The sequence below is a fragment of the Mesorhizobium sp. BR1-1-4 genome (assembly GCF_020165375.1).
GTDB lineage: Bacteria > Pseudomonadota > Alphaproteobacteria > Rhizobiales > Rhizobiaceae > Mesorhizobium > Mesorhizobium australicum.
In genome coordinates this window covers 487,130-506,004 of record NZ_JAIUIB010000004.1, presented here as the reverse complement: position 1 = coordinate 506,004, position 18,875 = coordinate 487,130, and the positions used below count along the sequence as shown (strand labels likewise).

Here is an 18,875-nt window from a genome sequence, read left to right as displayed (position 1 = left end):
CGCCCGCCTGTGGCCTTATCGGAGTATCGAGCGACGTCATGCGTTTGACGTCCCCCTATGCGGGAGCCGACGCGTGGCCTTGCGCTTGAAGAGTTTCGGTGTCGTCGCGTTCGCGCTGCTGGTCGCTGGCTGCGCCGGAAATACGCATGATCTGCTCAACAAGACGACGGTCACCGTACCAGCATCCGATATTGCGGCCAACCATGAGATATTTGTCGCCACCACCCGCCAGAAAGCGGTGAAGGACCCGCGACAGGTCTTCGACGGCGACCGTTCCCTGACCACCAGTTTCGCGCGGGTCGATGTCACGGTTCCGAAGAGCCATCAGGTCGGCAACATCGAGCGCACCAAGGGTTCCGCCAACAGCAATCCGGCCAAGGATTTTGCGGCCACGGACGTCACCTTCTACGAAGGCGCGCCGCAATTCGCCAAGGCGGTCGGCGCCGACATCGCCATGCGCGGCGACCGGGCGCTGGTTTTCGTGCATGGCTTCAACAATGGTTTCGACGACGGCATCTACCGGCTGACGCAGATCGCCCACGACACCAAATATCCGGGCACTCCGGTGCTGTTCTCATGGGCGTCGAGCGCCAAGACGACGGGATACATCTACGACAAGGACAGTTCCACCGCCGCCCGGGACGATCTCGAGGCAACGCTCAGGATGCTCGCCAAGACGCGCGTCAAGAGCATCGACATCATCGCCCATTCGATGGGAACCTGGCTGACGATGGAGGCGCTGCGCCAACTGGCCATCACCGGCGACCGCGATCTCGGCGGCAAACTGGGTTATGTCATCCTTGCCTCACCGGACATTGATGTCGACGTGTTCAAGAAGCAGATGATCCGTTATGGCAAACCCAACAAGCCGTTCGCCGTGCTGCTTTCGGGCGACGACCGGGCGCTCAAATTGTCCTCGTTCATCTCCGGCGACAAACCGCGCGTCGGCGACTATGGCGATGCCGCCGATCTCGCCTCATATGGCGTGTCGGTGGTCGATCTGACCAAAACGAAAGGCGGTGACGGCGGCCTCAACCACGCGAAATTCGCGGACAACCCGTTCCTGGTGCAATTGCTGGGCGACCGGCTGCGCACGCCGGCCGGGCTCGCCGCGGACGAGAGCCCGGCACAGCTCGCCAATATCGGTCAGGGCCTGGGAAAGGTCGTCGGCTCCGCCGCCGAAGTCATCATCACGACGCCGTTCAAGGTGCTGACCATCGCCACCGGCGGCTGAGCAGCCACGAGCGGACGGCTGGTCTCAGACGAACAGATCGACCCTCTGGAACGTCGTCACGTCGATCAGGCCGACGTCGGAAATCCTGAGCTCGGGAATGACCACCAGCGCCAGCAGCGAGTGCTGCATGTAGGCGTTGTTCAGGGAACAACCCATCTTGCGCATCGCCTCGGTCAGTTTCTCGGCCTTGGCGGCGACGATCTCGGCCCGCTCGTCCGACATCAGTCCGGCGATCGGCATTTCGACCAGCGCCAGTTCCTTGCCCCTGGAGAACAGCACGACCCCGCCGCCGACTTCGCCCAGTCGGTTCACGGCCAGCGCCATGTCCTGCTTGTTGGTGCCAACGCAGATGATGTGATGGGCGTCATGGGCGACGCTTGAGGCCATGGCGCAGTCGGCCATGTAACCGAAACCGGAGACGAAGGCATTGGTGACGCCACCCGTGCCCCTGTGCCGTTCGACCAACGCGATCTGACAGACGTCGTTGCGGCGATCCATCGCGACCAGTCCATCCTCGACCGGCAGATCGGCCTCCAGGGCCCGCGTGGGTGCCTGGTTCTCGATGACGCCGATCACCCGCACCCGCACCTCGTTGGCGCCCTTGGGTGCCGCGATATCGAAATCGCCGGCCTTCAGTTTCTTGCCTAACTTGACGGTGTTCTTCGCCGTCTTCGGATAATCATAGGCCGGGATATCGATGTCCAGCTTGCCGCCCTTGGCCAGCCTGACGCCGCGCGCATAGACCTCGTCGATGCTCATTGCGGCGAGATCGGAGACGACCAGCAGGTCGGCCAACCGCCCCGGCGCGATCGAACCGATCTCGCGTTCCAGTTTGAAATGCTGAGCGGTGTTGAGCGTTGCCATCTGGATCGCGGTCACCGGCTTCAGCCCCTGCTGGATGGCGTGGCGCACCACCCGGTCCATGTGGCCGTCCTGGACAAGAGTGCCGGAGTGGCTGTCGTCGGTGCAGAGGATGAAATTGCGCGGATCAATGCCGCTCTCCGTCACCGCCTTGATCTGAGAGGCAACGTCGTACCATGCCGAGCCCAGCCGCAGCATCGCCTTCATGCCCTGGCGCACGCGCGCGATGGCATCCTCGGCCCGCGTGCCTTCGTGATCGTCCTCTGGGCCGCCGGCGACGTAGCCATGGAACGGCAAGCCAAGGTCACGCGAGGCATAGTGGCCGCCAACCGTCTTGCCAGCCTGAACCGTGGCGGCGATCTCGCCCGACATGACGGGATCGTTGGCGGCGACGCCGGGGAAATTCATCACTTCGCCGAGGCCGATGATGTTTTCCCAGGTCATTGCTTCCGCGACATCGGCGACCGTCAGCTCGGCGCCGGCATGCTCCAGCCCCGGTGCCGACGGCACGCAGGACGGCATCTGCACATGCACGTTGATGGGCATCGCCACCGCCTCGTCATGCATCAGCCGCACGCCTGGCAGGCCCAGCACATTGGCGATCTCATGCGGATCGATGAACATCGAGGTGGTGCCGTGCGGGATGACGGCGCGGCAGAATTCGGTGACTGTGACCATGCTGCTCTCGACATGCATGTGGGCATCACAAAGGCCGGGCACGAGGTAGCGGCCGCCGGCGTCGGCCACCTTGGTGCCCTGCCCGATCGTGTGGCTGGCATTCGGCCCGCAATAGGCGAAGCGGCCGCCCGATATGGCGATGTCGGTGCCGGCGATGATCTCGCCCGAATGGACGTTCACCCAGCGCCCGTTGCGGATGACCAGATCGGCGGGTTTGCGGCCCATCGCGACATCGACCAGATCGGTCGCCATTTCGGTCCACGGTTTGGGTTTTGTCGCGCGGACGGGCGGCTTCCTGATCATCAAAGACTCCTGTTTGTCCGACTGTGCCAAGCCGACGGCGTTTTGGCCAGCGAGGAAGAATGGATTTGCCTGGAGATTGCCGGATTACTCCGGTTTCACGTCAACTTCGACCTTGGCGTCGCCGGCTGAAATCCGCTCGGCGATACGCTCGACCTCGCCGCCCTTGAACGTGCCGCTGACCATGATTTCGCCGCCGCGTATCGGCTCCACGACGCGCGGCGACATCACCACGGCGCCGTCGATGCTGAGATCGACAATCTTGCCGACATTTGCCCCCGTAAACCTGGCAAAGGCTTTGCCGCTGTCGGGAGTGAGCTTCAGGCTGAGCATGGCCTGCCCCGAAACAGAATCGGGAACGGCCACGGCCTTGGCAATGATGAGCGTCAGCGGTTCGGCCACGGCGGCCTGACCGACCAGCACCACCGCCGCGACGGCCGCGACCAAGCGGAACAAGATGCGCATAAAAGATCCTCTCACGATGGCGGTGTTTCGCACGAGGCGCGCGCCACCGCAATCGCGGCAGCACGCTACCCGCCAACTCCTCGAGACCCGCGAGGACGCTAACCGCGTTTGCAGAAATCCGATTCCGTTTTGCCGAAAATCAGGTTAGGCTCCGACCTGGGGTCTATGACTCTTCTCGGGGAGTTCGATGCATCGCCTGATGGTCGCAAGTGCCGGTCTTCTTGCCCTGTCCTTGCCGGCATTTGCTGCCGACGCGACAGTCGATGTGCCGATGACCGCGCCTGGCTTCGACTGGACCGGCTACTATGCGGGCCTGCAGGCAGGATATGGCTGGGGCCGCTCCGAGATCACCACGACGGAAGGCGCGCCGTTTTCCATCACGCCGGACGTCGGCGGTGGGTTCGTCGGCGGCCATGTCGCCGGCCTCTGGCAGTTCGATCAGGCAGTGCTGGGCGCCGAGGCGGACCTCAACTATTCCTCGGTCGACGGCACGGCGCAATCGGGCCTGGGAGATACATTCGGCGCCGACATCAAGTGGTTCGGGTCGGTCAACGCCAAGGCCGGCTTCGCAATGGACCGCCTGCTGGTCTATGGCATCGGCGGCATTGCCGTTGCCGGCATCGAGACGTCGCAGACCTCGGGGCCAGGGTTCGACAACTCGGGCACAAATGTCGGCTGGACCGTGGGCGCAGGCGTCGACTACGCGCTGACAGACAAGTTCGTCGTCGGCGCGCAATATCGCTACTACGACTTCGGCTCAGAGAACCACGAGGCGCCAGCCCCCTTCAACGACCGCGATCAGAGCGTGAAACTGAACACGGTCGGCATCAATCTCAGCTATAAATTCTGAACGCAGTTCCACGGGCAACGTTTTCGGCCCTGGCTTACAACGGCCGCGGCCACTCGCTGGAAAGGGGGCGGCCGGCGCCCCCAAGTGGGCGGGGGGATGGGTTGGCCTGAGAGGCGCCGGCCTAGGCGGATCGGATCCGCCACGCAGATGTTTACCGATGCGCGCGGCGCGCATAATTCCGCGATCGCGCCAGTATCGTTATGCCACCTCCTCTGGGTGCGCGTTCGGCCACCGCAGAACACGACTTGACGGGCTGTGTCTGGCATCTGAAAAGGACGTGCCTGCGGACGTGGCGGAATTGGTAGACGCAAGGGACTTAAAATCCCTCGATCTCTGATCGTACGGGTTCGATTCCCGTCGTCCGCACCAGAAAAAAGTCTTCAGATTTGTTTGGATTTTTCTCTGTTGAACCGCCGCAGCGTCGTTTAGCCGGCGTGCCACTGCTGCGGATCACTGCTTTAACTCGGACAGCGCCCTCTCCATCGGGGCCATTGAAATCTGGATCGGGCCGGAAAAAGCCACGTCCATGTCGAAGATCAGGTAGATCGCCCCGGCAACCAAAGCCGCCGATGCCGCGTAGGTAGAAACGGTGATCGTATTGCGTGGCGCCCTGAAGCCGAAGCTGGCGAAGATCAGCACCAGCCAGGTAACCAGGAGCGTGATCAGAGGCACCGGGATCGTGCCCTCCGACTGCTCGATCAGCACCCAGCGCAACTCCAGCACCTTCTGCAAATGCTGGCGGGCGTCCTGCACAATGAAGCCATGCGCATCGTCGGTCGGCGCCAGCGCACTCAGCCGGGTGCCGATTTCCGCCAGCAACTGCTCAGAGAGCCGGTTGGCGGCGACCAGCGTCTCGCTGGTGGGCGAAGAATCACCCGCCACACGCTGCACATAGACGACCAGCGGCTGGCGTACCGTGTCGGTTTGCGGGCCATATTGGCGCAAGGTCCTGTCGAGAAGGATCAATTCGGTCGCATAGGCGTGCACGTTGCGGTCGATCGATTCGAAGGTGTTCCTGGCCGAGTTGATCATCAGGCCGAGCATCAGCGAGGTCATGACCCCGAACAGGTTCGCGGCGTGCCGAACCACGGTGTTCGTGTCGTCGTCACGATATTTGGCCGGCAATTTTGGCCATATCGCCGTGCTGGCGAGCGCGGCCATCGTCAGGCATAGGAAGATTACCATTGCGATGAAAGCTTCGCGCATGCCGCTCATTCCGATTGGCAATGGCAAGGCGTCAGTTGATGACCGCCATCACTACTCCGGCGCGTCCTTGCGCCCTGCCGAACGCCTGCTGCGGCCCTTGTGGCCGATATTGCGGCCGTCACCGCCCCGGAAGGCAAGCGAAGCCAGACCCCGACGCACCGAGGTCCCCAGAGCCTTCGATCTCGATGACGGGTGTGTCATTCGATGTAAGTCACCGCACCCGTTTGCAAGTCATAGATTGCCGCGACTATCTTCAGCTTCCCCGCCTTGATGAGGCCGGCTAGGACCTTGCTCGAGGCGGCCAGTCGCCTCGCGGTCCTCCGCGCGCTTTCCTTGGCGGTGTTGTCGACGAAATCACCCGCTTCGCTCCGCGCGGCTATCGCCGCGGGCAGGATCGGTTCGATCATCGGACCGATCGCGCCAGGATAGGTCGCGTTCTTGGTCACTACGTCGCACGCCGCCTTGACGGCGCCGCAGTTTGTGTGCGCGAGAACGACGATCAAGGGTGAGCCGAGCACCGCTGCCCCGTATTCGACCGTACCGAGTGTGGCGGTGTCGACGAGGTTGCCAGCATTCCGGGCGACGAACAGTTCTCCAACGCCGTGACCGCCGAAAATCAGTTCAGGCGGAACGCGACTGTCGGCGCAACTGATGATCGTGGCCCAGGGCGCCTGGTGTGCGGCAACAGCATTCCGCTGCGCGGCAAGGTCTATCGAGCAGAGTTCCGGGTGACCGACGTAGCGTTCGTTGCCGGATTTCAGTGCGGCGAGCGCGTCATCGAGGCTCAGCGCGGTCACCGCACCCTGGGCCGCACGCGCCGACCATGTGGCCCCACCAACGCCGAACGCAACGAGCCCCGCGCCGACTTTGAGGAAATCCCTCCGGTCGACCGCTTTGCCATCACAGGTGTAGCACATTCTCAATTCCCCGCCCTGGTCCCCAAGGCATAATATGCGCTTGCTCTAATATATAGCAAGCGATCGGCGACAACGTCAGGATTGATGAGATGGCGGCAGGATGCGAGACGACGAAAGCCACCGGCAACGCAGTGCTGGGTGCCCTCGTATCAACCGGCTTACCGCCTTTAGGTGACCTTCAGCGAGAAATTGCCGTGGATCTGGATGCCCAGTCGCTCGCCCTTTCTCCAGCGCACTTCCGCTCGATAAGTCGCACCGTCCAACGGCACGCGCAGCCGGAAGGTATTTGGCACTTCAACCCCCACAGCGACACGCAACTCGGCGCCATGCTCATGCTGGTTTCTGACGGCGCAGCCTATTTCGCCATCCTGCGTGATTATGAACGCCTCCTTCAAAACCACCTCGCGTAAGTGCGTTCGACGCTCTACTGGAGGTTCAGAAGGTTTATCGGTCATGGCAAGCCGCCTCCGACGAGCGAAATGCTACCAGACCAAGGTCTGCAGCTCAGGACGCAAAGGTCTGACGTTTTCGCTTAATTCGTGTATCTGACCCTTTATACGCTCGGCACATTAGTAAATCGTGAAATATATACTCTATGGTCGTCGCCAAAATTGTCACCTGACGCTGAGACACAGACGGCGAAAATGGCATGGGGAAGCCAGGTATGTTCATCGACTTCTACGAAATGCTGGAAATCAGTCCGAATGCCAATTCGGAAACGATAGAACGCATTTTTCGGCATTTTGCCATGCGCTACCACCCCGACAACCAAGTCACTGGGAACGAGTCACGCTTCAGCGATATTCTTGAGGCTCACAACACGCTCAAGGATCCGGTCAAGCGTGCGCAATACGACATTCAGTACAAGGCGCATTTGAACCACCGGGCCGAGCTGACCGATGAGGCGAGCAACACAAAGGGCTTCGATCGAGATTCCGTCATTCAAGCCAAAGTGCTGTCACTGCTGTATGTAAAACGCCGGCAGGACGTCAATCATCCCGGGATAGGCGATGAAGAACTCGAACGAATGTCAGGCTGTCCGCAAGAGCACCTCGAGTTTCACCTCTGGTATCTGAAAGCAAAGGGCTGGATAGCCAGGACGGAAAACGGCACGTTCGCCATAACCGTCGAAGGCGTCGATCGCGTTAATTCCGAACATCATCGTGACGCGGCCACCACCCGACTGTTGGGTCACGCGGGCTGAATTGAGATCGCTCGGTCTCTGATCAGGCCGTCACCGGATTCAGCTTCAGGTGCTGGATCAGGATGATGGTCTTGGCATCGACAATGCGGCCATCGGCGATGCCGGCCAGCGCTTCGTCGAGCGGCATTTCCAGGACCTCGATGTCCTCGCCCTCCTCCGGAGAGCCGCCGCCGGCCGAGATGCGGTCGGCGGGCGAGTAGCGCGCGACGAAGAACCAGAGCCGCTCGGTGACGCTGCCCGGGCTCATATAAGGCGAAAACAGCCGCTCGATGTCCTTCAACCGGTAACCCAGTTCTTCCTCGGCTTCCTTGCGGATGGCGGTTTCCGGATCGTTTTCGTCCAGCAAGCCGGCGCAGGCCTCGATCAGCGGCTCGCGGTGGCCGGTGACATAGGCGGGATAACGGAACTGGCGCACCAGAAGCACGGTCGAACGCTGGGGGTCATAGGGCAGGATCACCGCGCCGTCGCCGCGATCATAGGTCTGGCGGACCTGCGTCTCCCATTGGCCGTCACGCCGGCGATAGTCGAGCACGGTCTTTTTCAGGACCGCCCAGTCGTCGGAGAGAACCTCTTCCGAGCGGATACGAACGCGGTCTTCCATATGACACCTCGATGCTGGCTGGCGGATGCAGGCGTAGCCGCGAAGCGGAACAGGCGCAATCGGGCCAGCGATTGGTCCAGCGCGCGCTTCACCGTCTCGTGTGTGGTATGGACGGGTGCCGTCGCCTAGATAGCGCATTCCCCTTCCCGGAGTTTTTCCATGACGACATCGCTTTTTCAGCCGATCACTCTCGATGGGCTCACCTTCCCCAACCGCATCGCCGTGGCGCCGATGTGCCAGTATTCCGCCGAGGACGGCTCGGCCAGCGACTGGCATCTTTACCACTGGATGAACCTTGCCATGTCCGGTGCCGGCATGGTCACGGTGGAGATGACCGACGTCGAGCGGCGCGGGCGCATCAGCCATGGCTGTCTCGGCCTCTATTCCGAAGACAATGAAGCCGCCGCGCGGCGCGCGCTGGATGCGGCCAAGCGCGTGGCCGCACCCAGCACTAAGTTCGGCACGCAGCTGGCGCATGCCGGCCGCAAGGCCTCGAACCGCAAGCCTTGGGAAGGCGGCGGCCCGTTGCAGCCAAACGAGGATCCCTGGCAGACCGTCTCGGCCTCGGCCATCGCCTACGACGCCGGCTGGAACGTGCCGCGCGCCCTGGACGACGAGGAAATCCTGCAGCTCGTCGAGCGGTTCGCGGACGCCGCAAGGCGGGCCGACCGTGCCGGCTTCGACTTCATCGAACTGCATGCGGCGCATGGCTACCTCATCTTCCAGTTCCTGTCGCCACTGTCCAACCAGCGCACGGATCGCTGGGGTGGCTCGCTGGAAAACCGGATGCGTCTCGTCGTCGAGATCGCCAGGGCGGTGAAGAAAGCCGCGCCGAAACTGATGCTCGGCGCACGGCTGTCGGTGAAGGACTGGGTCGATGGCGGCTTTGACGTCGCGGACGGGGTCGAGGTGGCGAAAGCGCTGAAGGCCGAAGGCGTCGCCTATCTCTGCTGCTCGAGCGGCGGCAATTCGCCATTGCAGAAATTACCCACCGGCCCCGGCTATCAGGTGCATCTGGCCGAAGCCGTGCGCAAGGGCGCGGGCATCCCGACCCGGGCGGTCGGCCTGATCGACGACCCGAAACAGGCCGAGGCTGTTATCGCCGAGGGTCGCGCCGACATGGTGGCGCTGGCGCGAGCCTTCCTCGCCGATCCGCGCTGGGGATGGCGTGCGGCCGCCACGTTCAGCGAAAAGATTCATCCGGCGCCGCAGCTCGCCCGCTCGGTGACGACGATGGAACATTGGATGAAGGCCGCCGGCTGATCGCCCTTTCTCCCGACGCCGGCGCGCTTGCGCAACGGCGTCGCGACCTTTGGGCGCAGGCCGAAGGCCACTTTTGCAACCAAATTGGCTGCTTTGCGTTGCGGCCATGATGATGGACAACAAACCCTTTGAAACGCCGGTCGTGGTCGAGCTTGGCCATGTCGGCAAATATCGCCATATCCGCTCGACCCAGGAGGCGGCCGAGTGCCTGATGACGGTGTGGCCGCTCAATCGCGGGCCTCGTCATCGTGATGCCCTCGACACTTGCCTCAAAGTGCTGGAAGGTTATCGTTCGACAGCGGAAGCGCGCCGGGCACTGATCGAGGCGGCCAGGGAATCGGAAGTGCTGGTGCCCGACGACAAGCTGCCCGACGACCGGCTGCATTGAGCAGGCGGACCTTTTAACTGGAGGTTTTGATGGCGAAGCTGACTTACAAGATCGTCGAGCATGACGGTGGCTGGGCCTACAAGGTCGGTGCGACCTTCTCGGAGACATTTCCCACCCATCAGGATGCATTGCGTGCCGCCGAGATCGCTTCGGCCGAACAGCAGGTGGCGGGTTCCACCGATGGTATCCAGTATGAGGACGCCGAGGGCAAATGGCACGAGGAACTGGCCGACGGCCGCGATCGGCCCCAGACTGAAATCTCGGATTGATCCAGCCCTGCGCCAGCCGCGGACGCCAGGAGAGACGGCGTCCCGCGGCAGGAAATACGCGGCTGCCTATTTACTTGCCGCAATACTGATCGTTGACGTTGCCCTGAGCGTTCGCATCGGGGCCTGGCGTGCTTGAGGCACAAGGCCCGGCCGGGCCGGGGTTGCCAAGGGTGCTCAATCCAGAGCCGTCGGCGTTGATGCTGCCAGTGGTGCTCTGGTCGATGGCCGAGGAATCCTCATTGCCGAACAGCCACCAATTGTGATGGTTGGAATAGGTAGCGTCCGACGATTGGGCCATCGCCGATGTGGCGAGACCGATCGTCAGGACGGATGCTGCGAAAAGTTTCCTGTACATTGATTTTACTCCGTATCTTGATCTTGGCCGCCTTGGGATGCGACACGGGGTAAACCTGACCGTCAGCCGAATGGTTCCCTGAAATTCTCGTGAAGTGGCGGTGATGTCGGGTGACAAAAGCGCGTGCCGCCATGCGCTCGAAGGCTGTGGCCTGTCGGGCGCGACGGATTGCGGCACCACCTCGGCCCTGGTCGCCCTCCGCGACCGAGGACAATCCGGAAGGGCTTGTTCCCATCCTGGTCAAGCCGCGCTTGGTACTGCAATGCAGGTGTGGTGGACGTGTCAGATCGTTCGCCTTTGGACGGCATTGCCGCCGCCCATCCGCCGCGCTATTTCAGGCGACCCGTCCTGCCGGAGCGTTCCATGCCTGAAATCGTCACTGCCGCCATGCTCGTCATCGGCGATGAGATTCTGTCCGGCCGCACCAAGGACAAGAACATCGGCCATCTCGCCGATATCATGACGGCGATCGGCATCGACCTGAAGGAGGTGCGCATTGTTCCCGACGAGGAAGACGAGATCGTCGCTGCGGTGAATGCCGTGCGCGCACGTTATACCTATGTCTTCACCACCGGCGGCATCGGCCCGACGCATGACGACATCACAGCCGATTCGATCGCCAAGGCGTTCGGCGTGCCTTGCGAATACGATGCCAAGGCCTATGCCCTGCTGGAGGCGAGCTATGCCGCGCGCGGCATCGAATACACCGAGGCACGCAAGCGCATGGCGCGGATGCCGCGCGGCGCCGACCATATCGACAACCCCGTCTCCGTGGCGCCCGGATTCCGCATTGGCAACGTCCATGTCATGGCCGGCGTGCCCTCGATCTTCCAGGCCATGCTCGACAATGTCGTGCCGACCTTGAGAGCCGGCACCAAAATGCTGTCGGCCACGGTGCACTGTCCGTTCGGCGAGGGCCTTGTCGGCGGGCCATTGGGCGAGATCCAGAAAGCCCATCCGGATACGATCATCGGCTCCTACCCCAAGTATGGCGACGGCAAGTTCTGGACCGAACTGGTCGTTCGTGCCCGCAGCGCGGAGGCGCTTGAAGCGGCGCGCGCCGACGTCGAGGCCATGGTGGCAGGCTTCGCGGCTGACGCGAGCTGATCCGCTGCAAACCGGAACCAAGAACGACGCTACGACGTTTCCATGGCGCGGGGCTCGTCGCTCGCACGACTGAGGGGTCATCATGCGTTTCAAGACCATCGTTGCCATTCTGCAGAACGAGCAGGACGCCGAGCGGGTGCTCGACTGCGCCATTCCGCTTGCCAGCCGCTTCGAGAGCCATCTGATCGGCATCCATGCCGAGGCGCTCCCGGTGCCCTACACGTCGGCGACGGGCTTTCCCGATACGGAGTTCCTGCAGGTTTCCGCCGACATGAACCGGGAGCGGGCCGACAAACTCCAGGCTGTCTTCCTGAAGCGGATCGAGGATTCCGGCCTTTCCTTCGAATGGCGCAGCCTGGAGAGCTTCTCCGGCGACAGCGCACTGACCGGCATTTCAAGCGTGCGCGCCGCCGATCTCATCATCGCCGCCCAACGCGAGACCGGCGGCGATCCGAGCGCCGACGTCGATACGCTTGTCTACGACGCCGGCCGGCCGGTGCTGGTGGTGCCGAGTGCGGGTCCGCTGGTCACCACCTTCAAACGCGTGCTGCTTGCCTGGAACGGCAGCAAGGAGGCCGCGCGCGCCGCTTTCGATGCCTTGCCTTTCATCATCGAGGCTGAGAAAACCGACATACTGGTCATCGATCCGCCCGATACGCTCGAAGAGCGCCCGGAGGCAGCGGGCGCCGAAATCGCGTCGGCCCTGTCGCGCCACGGCGCCACCGTTAGCGTCTCGGTGCAGAAATCGGGCGGCACCTCGGTCGACGACATAATCCAGAACAGGATCACCGAGACCGGCGCCGATCTGCTGGTGCTTGGCGCCTACAGCCACTCCTGGCTGCGCCAGCTGCTCTTCGGCGGGGTAACACGCACGGTGCTGCGCTCGGCACAGGTCGCGGCCTTCCTGTCGCGATAAGTCCACAGCGATTGCTGCCGGCCACCCTTGCCAAGTCCGGGGGTTTCCAGTTAATTCCGCGCGCATTCCCCTGTTTCTTGCACGCGGCCGCCGCGTGCCGTGGAGTGCGCGAGACATGTCCCTTCCCGAAAAAGCCTTCCCGGTCTCCTGGGACCAGTTCCATCGCGACGCGCGCGCACTTGCCTGGCGGCTTGCCGGCACCAGCAAAGGTCAGTGGAAGGCTATCGTGTGCATCACGCGTGGTGGCCTGGTCCCGGCGGCGATCATTTCGCGCGAACTCGGCATCCGCGTGATCGAGACGGTCTGTGTCGCCTCCTATCACGACTACACCAGCCAAGGGCAGTTGCAGGTGCTGAAGGAGATCACGCCGGCCTTGCTGGCCGACGATGGCGCCGGCGTGCTGATCGTCGACGACCTCACCGACACCGGCAAGACCGCCGGCATCGTGCGGGCAATGATGCCGAAGGCCCATTTCGCGACAGTCTACGCCAAGCCGAAAGGCCGGCCGCTGGTCGATACGTTCGTCACCGAGGTCAGCCAGGATACCTGGATCTATTTCCCTTGGGACATGGGTTTCACCTATCAGAAGCCGATCGCCGACGATCACGCCGGCTGATTCGCGGCAAGCTGCTTTTTTCCAATCAAGCCAGCGCCGACAGCAATATTTGCTTGCGCGAAGGCATCCGCCGCCAAGATATCCTGTGAAATCGACCCTTGTTGGCGGCAATCAGCCAGCGTGACCGAAGTTTTTACTTTTATTGGTCACAATTAGCCGTAAGATTCATGAGACGGCAAACGATTCTGGAGGCTGGGGCTAGCTTCTCCGATGTTGACACGGCCAACGACGCACAACCACCTTGCTGAAAGGGTCAGGCGACTCTTCGGCACGGCGCCGTGCCGTCTGCAGGTTGCCGCCCTGCCTTGGCGCGATGTCGGGAACGGCGTCGAGGTCATGTTGATCACCAGCCGTGATACTGGCCGCTGGGTGCTTCCAAAGGGCTGGCCGGAAGCCAGGGAGCCGCTCTGCGAAGCGGCCGCCCGCGAGGCCGCCGAGGAAGCCGGTTTGCGCGGAAACATCTCTCATCTCGAAGCCGGCCGCTATTTCTATGCCAAGGTGCTGGCTTCGGGCGAAGAAGTGCCTTGCGAGGTTCTGGTGTTCCCACTGCACGTCGACAAGATCGCGGACCGCTGGAAGGAAAAGCACTCCCGCACCCGCAAATGGGTCAGTTCCAGCGAAGCCGTGCGCATGGTCAATGAACCCGACCTTTGCCAGATCATCGCCTATTTCTGTGCCGACCCACGCAGGTTCTCCTGATCGGCGCCTTTCGCGTGTATCGCGGCGGACGCACAACCTTGTGCCGCAAGGGTTTGCTAATTTTTCTTGGTTAGGATCGATCAGTCCTGGCGTTTGATCGATGGCGAATCCCGCAGACCCACTTCAGCACGACCCCGGCGAGCCGCAGCGCGAGCATCGTCCGCGCGTGCTCAAAGGTGGAACAGTCATCACGGGGATCCAGAATTCCGAAGTCGCCTGTACGGTGCGCAACCAGCATGCGGGCGGCGCCGAACTGAAGTTACCGGCCGAAGCCAGGGTTCCCGATCATTTCCTTCTCTACATACCGCTCGACGGCGTCGCCTATCGCTGCGAGGTCCGCTGGCGCCGCAGCGACCGGATCGGCGTACAGTTCAACGGGACCGAACCCAAGCCGAAGCTACACTACGGCTGAGGCCCGGCTCACCGGCTTGGCTGGCTTTTTTGCGGCATCCCAGCAAATGTTTCGCAGCGCCCGTGCCACTGGCCAACGATCGCACCGGCTTACCGCCGGGCAGATGGCCGACGGCGGGTCGATTCTATCCCCGTTATCCACATGTGTGACACACAAGATGTTGGGGTCACAAAAGCTACGCAAACGAATCCTTGACGGCTCGAAACGAGTCGCCTTTTATAGGCCATGCGCTCCTGTTGAGAGCGCGACCGGAAAGTTCTGAGCCCGGTCTTTTTCCCGGATTATGTGCGTTTTGCCCGCATTTCCGCCTGTTTACGAGGCCGGCGGAAGCGTTGGGATCGTGGGTTGGGTGGGCGACGAAAGGGAGAATTGTCGGACTGGAATAAATTGTCTGTTAATACTATATTTAGTGTTTGCAGCTAAGTTCGACGCTAGATAGTGTGAATTTCCCTCGAGTGAGGGAATCGAAAAATTCAGTTTTGAGGGGCCCGCGGGCCGGTTGGCAGCCTCGGCAGATGCCTGGCAAGGCGTGTTGTCGTGTGCGTGGCTGAGCCTGCGAAGAGGAGATGCCGGCATTGTTCGCAATGCCGGCAAACGGCGGACTGCGCGTTTCGTCTTTTGGGGCAGAAATCCCCTGATGAAAGCGCTATATGTAGACAAAAGGGACCGGACCAATGCGCATCGAGCGTCGTTTCACCAAGCCAGGACATGCAGGCCAAGAAGGGGCCGCTTATGCGGAGATCGAATTCCGCAAGGCGCTTTCCGAGATCAAGAATCCGGATGGCTCGGTGGTGTTCCGCCTGGACAACATCGATGTGCCTGCGCAGTTTTCCCAGGTCGCCGCCGACATCCTGGCTCAGAAATATTTCCGCAAGGCCGGCGTTCCCGCGCGCCTGAAGAAGGTCGAGGAGAACGACGTCCCCTCTTTCCTGTGGCGTTCCGTCGCCGACGAAGCCGAACTCGCCAAGCTTCCCGAGGCCGAGCGCTACGGCTCCGAGATCGATGCCCGCCAGGTCTTCGACCGGCTGGCCGGCACCTGGACCTATTGGGGCTGGAAGGGCGGCTACTTCAAGGCGTCGGAGGAAGACGCGCGCGCCTTCCGTGACGAGCTTGCCTATATGCTGGCGACCCAGCGCGTCGCGCCGAACTCGCCGCAATGGTTCAACACCGGCCTGCACTGGGCCTATGGCATAGACGGTCCGAGCCAGGGTCACTTCTATGTCGATCCGTTCACCGGCAAGCTGACCAAGTCGAAATCCTCCTACGAGCATCCGCAGCCGCATGCCTGCTTCATCCAGGGCGTGCAGGACGACCTCGTCAACGAGGGCGGCATCATGGATCTGTGGGTGCGCGAGGCGCGCCTGTTCAAATATGGCTCCGGCACCGGCTCGAACTTCTCGCTGCTGCGCGGCGAAGGCGAAAAGCTGTCCGGCGGCGGCCGCTCGTCCGGCCTGATGAGCTTCCTCAAGATCGGCGACCGCGCCGCTGGCGCCATCAAGTCGGGCGGCACGACGCGCCGAGCGGCGAAAATGGTCATCGTCGACGCCGACCACCCCGATATCGAGGAATTCATCGACTGGAAGGTCAATGAAGAGCAGAAGGTCGCCTCGCTGGTGACCGGCTCCAAGATCGTCAAGAAGCATCTCGAAGCGATCATGAAGGCCTGCGTGAACTGCGAAGGCCATGACAACGACTGCTTCGATCCGGCCATCAACACGGCGCTGAAGCGCGAAATCAAGTTGGCCAAGAAATCGGCTGTGCCGGAAAACTACATCTACCGCGTCATCCAGTTCGCCAAGCAGGGCTACACCTCGATGTCGTTCAAGACCTACGACACCGACTGGGATTCTGACGCCTACCTCACCGTTTCGGGCCAGAACTCCAACAATTCGGTGTCGCTGAAGGACAATTTCCTGCGCGCCGTTGAAGAGGACGCAGACTGGCACCTGACCGCCCGCAAGGACGGCAAGGTCTTGAAGACACTGAAGGCGCGGGACCTCTGGGAAAAGATCGGCTACGCCGCCTGGGCGTCGGCTGATCCCGGCCTGCACTTCAACACCACGATGAACGACTGGCACACCTGCGCTTCGGCCGGTGCGATCCGGGCCTCCAACCCGTGCTCGGAATACATGTTCCTCGACGACACGGCCTGCAATCTCGCCTCGATCAACCTGCTGCCCTACCGCAACACCGACGGCACCATCGATATCGCAGCCTACGAGCACACCGTGCGGCTGTGGACCATGGTGCTGGAAATTTCGGTCATGATGGCGCAGTTCCCGTCGAAGGAGATCGCCAAGCTCTCCTACGACTACCGCACGCTGGGCCTCGGCTATGCCAATATTGGCGGCCTGCTGATGACGTCGGGCATTCCCTACGATTCCGACGAGGGCCGCGCCATCTGTGCCGCGCTGACCGCCATCATGACCGGCGTCGCCTACTCCACCTCGGCCGAGATGGCCTCCGAACTCGGCGCCTTTCCCGACTATGACCGCAACGCCCAGAACATGCTGCGCGTCATGCGCAATCATCGCCGCGCCGCCTATGGCGACAAGGACGGCTACGAGAAGCTGGCCGTCAATCCTGTGCCTCTCGTCGCATCGGACCTGAAGCAGCAGGATCTGGCCATCCATGCCAAGGCCGCCTGGGACCGCGCCATCGAACTCGGCGAGGAGCATGGCTACCGCAACGCACAGGCAACCGTGATCGCGCCGACCGGCACGATCGGCCTGGTCATGGATTGCGACACCACCGGTATCGAGCCCGATTTCGCCCTGGTGAAGTTCAAGAAGCTCGCCGGCGGCGGCTATTTCAAGATCATCAACCGCGCCGTGCCGGAAGCGCTTCGCACGCTGGGCTATTCCGAGAGCCAGATCGCCGAGATCGAGGCCTATGCCGTCGGCCACGGCAATCTCAACCAGGCGCCGGCCGTCAACCCCGGCTCGCTCAAGGCCAAGGGCTTCACCGACGACAAGATCGCGGCGCTCAACGCGGCGCTGAAGTCGGCCTTCGACATCAAGTTCGTCTTCAACCAGTGGACGCTCGGCGCCGACTGGGTGAAGGAGACCTTCGGTTTCACCGACGAGCAGCTCAACGACTTCTCGTTCGAAATGCTGCCGGCGCTGGGGTTCTCCAGGAAGGACATCGAGGCCGCCAACATCCATGTCTGCGGTGCGATGACGCTGGAGGGCGCGCCCTTCCTTAAGGCCGAACACCTCCCCGTGTTCGACTGCGCCAGCCCCTGCGGCAAGATCGGCAAGCGCTCGCTGTCGATCAACAGCCACATCCAGATGATGGCGGCGGCACAGCCCTTCATTTCCGGCGCCATCTCCAAGACCATCAACATGCCGAACGACGCGACGGTGGAGGATGCCAAGAGCGCCTACATGCTGTCGTGGAAGCTGGCGCTGAAAGCCAACGCGCTCTACCGCGACGGCTCGAAGCTGTCGCAGCCGCTCAATGCGTCGCTGCTCGCCGATGGCGAGGAGGACGAGGACGAGGCGATCGAGCAGCTGATCCAGGCACCGGCGGCGGCGCGCGCCGCGCAGATCACCGAGCGCATCGTCGAACGCATCATCGAACGCGTGTCGCGCGAGCAGGAAAAGCTGCCCGGCCGCCGCAAGGGTTATACGCAGAAGGCCAAGATCGGCGGCAACACCATCTTCCTGCGCACCGGCGAATATGACGATGGGCGTCTCGGCGAGATCTTCATCGACATGAACAAGGAGGGCGCCACCCTGCGTGGCCTTCTCAACAACTTCGCCATCGCGATCTCGCTTGGCCTGCAGTATGGCGTGCCGCTCGACGAATATGTGCACGCCTTCACCTTCACCAAGTTCGAGCCGGCCGGCATGGTCATCGGCAACGATGCCATCAAGAGCGCGACGTCGATCCTCGACTATGTGTTCCGTGAGCTGGCCATTTCGTATCTCGGCCGCAACGATCTCGCCCATGTCGACCAGTCGGATTTCTCCAACACCGCACTCGGCCGTGGCATCAGCGAAGGCAAGACCGACGCAGTCTCCAAGGGCCTGACCCGCGGTTCCCCGGTGAAGCTGGTGTCAAGGGCAGGCGAGCCGAAGGGCTTTGCCGGCTCCGGCACCCCTGCCCGCTCGGCGCCGACAGCCTTCTCCGGCTCCAACGTGCTGGCCTTGAAGCCTGCAACCGACGAGGCGGTCGCCTACAAGCGCGACTATGAGGAGCGGGCTAGGGAATTGGCGGAAGACATCGCCTTCGAGGAAGCGGCCTCCGATGCCTCGACCGATACCACCGCGGCGCTGTTCACCGACACGGCGGCCCATGAAGCGGCCGAAGCGAAGAAACTCGCCGCCGACCGCCGCGCCAAGTCGCTGCTGCAGGGCTACACCGGCAATTCCTGCTCCGAATGCCAGAACTTTACGATGGTGCGGAACGGGACCTGCGAGAAGTGCGATACTTGCGGCGCCACGAGCGGGTGCAGCTGAGGGGTTTGTTCGAGCCCAAAGGTCGTAAATGCAACGACGCCGACAACTCTGGATTTCGGCGTCGTTGAAAG

19 protein-coding genes and 1 tRNA gene are annotated in these 18,875 nt (G+C 62.4%); 13 read left to right on the top strand and 7 right to left on the bottom strand.

The features are described from left to right. The first annotated feature begins 73 nt into the window (after positions 1-73). Positions 74-1,234 carry an alpha/beta hydrolase gene (locus LB571_RS11720; protein ID WP_224594595.1) on the top strand — a complete coding sequence of 387 codons (1,161 nt, stop codon included), beginning with the start codon at positions 74-76 and terminating at the stop codon, positions 1,232-1,234. 24 nt (positions 1,235-1,258) lie between these two features. On the opposite strand, the gene ade is transcribed toward LB571_RS11720, so the two are convergent. Both ade and LB571_RS11710 read right to left on the bottom strand, forming a co-directional pair. After that, positions 1,259-3,076, bottom strand: coding sequence for an adenine deaminase (gene ade, locus LB571_RS11715; protein ID WP_224594594.1), 1,818 nt, complete (start codon positions 3,074-3,076; stop codon positions 1,259-1,261). Positions 3,077-3,160: 84 nt separating this feature from the next. Further along, a complete protein-coding gene (locus tag LB571_RS11710) occupies positions 3,161-3,538 on the bottom strand; it encodes a SecDF P1 head subdomain-containing protein (RefSeq protein WP_041163464.1) in 378 nt (125 codons plus the stop codon). A gap of 187 nt (positions 3,539-3,725) precedes the next feature. Between LB571_RS11710 and LB571_RS11705 the strand changes: the two genes are divergently transcribed. After that, positions 3,726-4,388 (top strand): outer membrane protein, encoded by a 663-nt coding sequence (locus tag LB571_RS11705; RefSeq protein WP_224594593.1) that lies wholly within the window; start codon positions 3,726-3,728, stop codon positions 4,386-4,388. A gap of 283 nt (positions 4,389-4,671) precedes the next feature. Further along, positions 4,672-4,757, top strand: a tRNA-Leu gene (locus LB571_RS11700). Positions 4,758-4,838: 81 nt separating this feature from the next. On the opposite strand, the gene LB571_RS11695 is transcribed toward LB571_RS11700, so the two are convergent. The 3 genes from LB571_RS11695 to LB571_RS11685 form a co-directional block, all read right to left on the bottom strand. Beyond that, positions 4,839-5,594 carry a DUF4239 domain-containing protein gene (locus LB571_RS11695; protein WP_224594591.1) on the bottom strand — a complete coding sequence of 252 codons (756 nt, stop codon included), beginning with the start codon at positions 5,592-5,594 and terminating at the stop codon, positions 4,839-4,841. A 197-nt stretch (positions 5,595-5,791) separates the two neighbouring features. Continuing rightward, a complete protein-coding gene (locus tag LB571_RS11690) occupies positions 5,792-6,511 on the bottom strand; it encodes a carbonic anhydrase (protein ID WP_140662070.1) in 720 nt (239 codons plus the stop codon). Positions 6,512-6,678: 167 nt separating this feature from the next. Further along, entirely contained in the window at positions 6,679-6,966 is a 288-nt protein-coding gene (locus LB571_RS11685) for a PilZ domain-containing protein (RefSeq protein ID WP_140720594.1), read from the bottom strand. A 209-nt stretch (positions 6,967-7,175) separates the two neighbouring features. On the opposite strand from LB571_RS11685, the gene LB571_RS11680 reads away from it, so the two are divergent. Next, entirely contained in the window at positions 7,176-7,715 is a 540-nt protein-coding gene (locus tag LB571_RS11680; protein ID WP_015318076.1) for a J domain-containing protein, read from the top strand. A 22-nt stretch (positions 7,716-7,737) separates the two neighbouring features. Here the strand turns inward: LB571_RS11680 and LB571_RS11675 are convergent, their stop codons facing one another. Further along, entirely contained in the window at positions 7,738-8,316 is a 579-nt protein-coding gene (locus LB571_RS11675) for an NUDIX domain-containing protein (RefSeq protein ID WP_140720596.1), read from the bottom strand. Between the two features lie 159 nt (positions 8,317-8,475). Here LB571_RS11675 and LB571_RS11670 point away from each other — a divergent pair, with 159 nt between their 5' ends. The 3 genes from LB571_RS11670 (at position 8,476) to LB571_RS11660 (ending at position 10,236) form a co-directional block, all read left to right on the top strand. Next, positions 8,476-9,579, top strand: a complete 1,104-nt coding sequence (locus tag LB571_RS11670) for an NADH:flavin oxidoreductase/NADH oxidase (RefSeq protein WP_224594590.1) — start codon at positions 8,476-8,478, stop codon at positions 9,577-9,579. A gap of 109 nt (positions 9,580-9,688) precedes the next feature. Beyond that, on the top strand, positions 9,689-9,967 hold the full coding sequence (locus LB571_RS11665) for a DUF982 domain-containing protein (RefSeq protein ID WP_032935880.1): 279 nt from the start codon (positions 9,689-9,691) through the stop codon (positions 9,965-9,967). 29 nt (positions 9,968-9,996) lie between these two features. Next, positions 9,997-10,236: a DUF2188 domain-containing protein gene (locus LB571_RS11660; RefSeq protein WP_015318080.1), complete on the top strand. Its 240-nt coding sequence runs from the start codon at positions 9,997-9,999 to the stop codon at positions 10,234-10,236. Between the two features lie 70 nt (positions 10,237-10,306). Here the strand turns inward: LB571_RS11660 and LB571_RS11655 are convergent, their stop codons facing one another. Beyond that, on the bottom strand, positions 10,307-10,591 hold the full coding sequence (locus LB571_RS11655) for a hypothetical protein (RefSeq protein WP_015318081.1): 285 nt from the start codon (positions 10,589-10,591) through the stop codon (positions 10,307-10,309). Positions 10,592-10,954: 363 nt separating this feature from the next. Between LB571_RS11655 and LB571_RS11650 the strand changes: the two genes are divergently transcribed. From LB571_RS11650 to LB571_RS11625, 6 genes are all read left to right on the top strand, one after another. Next, a complete protein-coding gene (locus LB571_RS11650) occupies positions 10,955-11,698 on the top strand; it encodes a competence/damage-inducible protein A (RefSeq protein WP_224594588.1) in 744 nt (247 codons plus the stop codon). An 82-nt stretch (positions 11,699-11,780) separates the two neighbouring features. Beyond that, a complete protein-coding gene (locus LB571_RS11645) occupies positions 11,781-12,614 on the top strand; it encodes a universal stress protein (RefSeq protein WP_224582939.1) in 834 nt (277 codons plus the stop codon). 115 nt (positions 12,615-12,729) lie between these two features. Then, on the top strand, positions 12,730-13,230 hold the full coding sequence (gene gpt / locus LB571_RS11640) for a xanthine phosphoribosyltransferase (RefSeq protein WP_015318084.1): 501 nt from the start codon (positions 12,730-12,732) through the stop codon (positions 13,228-13,230). Between the two features lie 210 nt (positions 13,231-13,440). Next, positions 13,441-13,929: an NUDIX hydrolase gene (locus tag LB571_RS11635; RefSeq protein ID WP_015318085.1), complete on the top strand. Its 489-nt coding sequence runs from the start codon at positions 13,441-13,443 to the stop codon at positions 13,927-13,929. Between the two features lie 100 nt (positions 13,930-14,029). Then, complete coding sequence (locus LB571_RS11630; RefSeq protein WP_015318086.1) at positions 14,030-14,341, top strand: PilZ domain-containing protein; 312 nt, start codon at positions 14,030-14,032, stop codon at positions 14,339-14,341. A gap of 674 nt (positions 14,342-15,015) precedes the next feature. Next, positions 15,016-18,804 (top strand): vitamin B12-dependent ribonucleotide reductase, encoded by a 3,789-nt coding sequence (locus tag LB571_RS11625; protein WP_224531111.1) that lies wholly within the window; start codon positions 15,016-15,018, stop codon positions 18,802-18,804. Positions 18,805-18,875 lie beyond the last annotated feature (71 nt).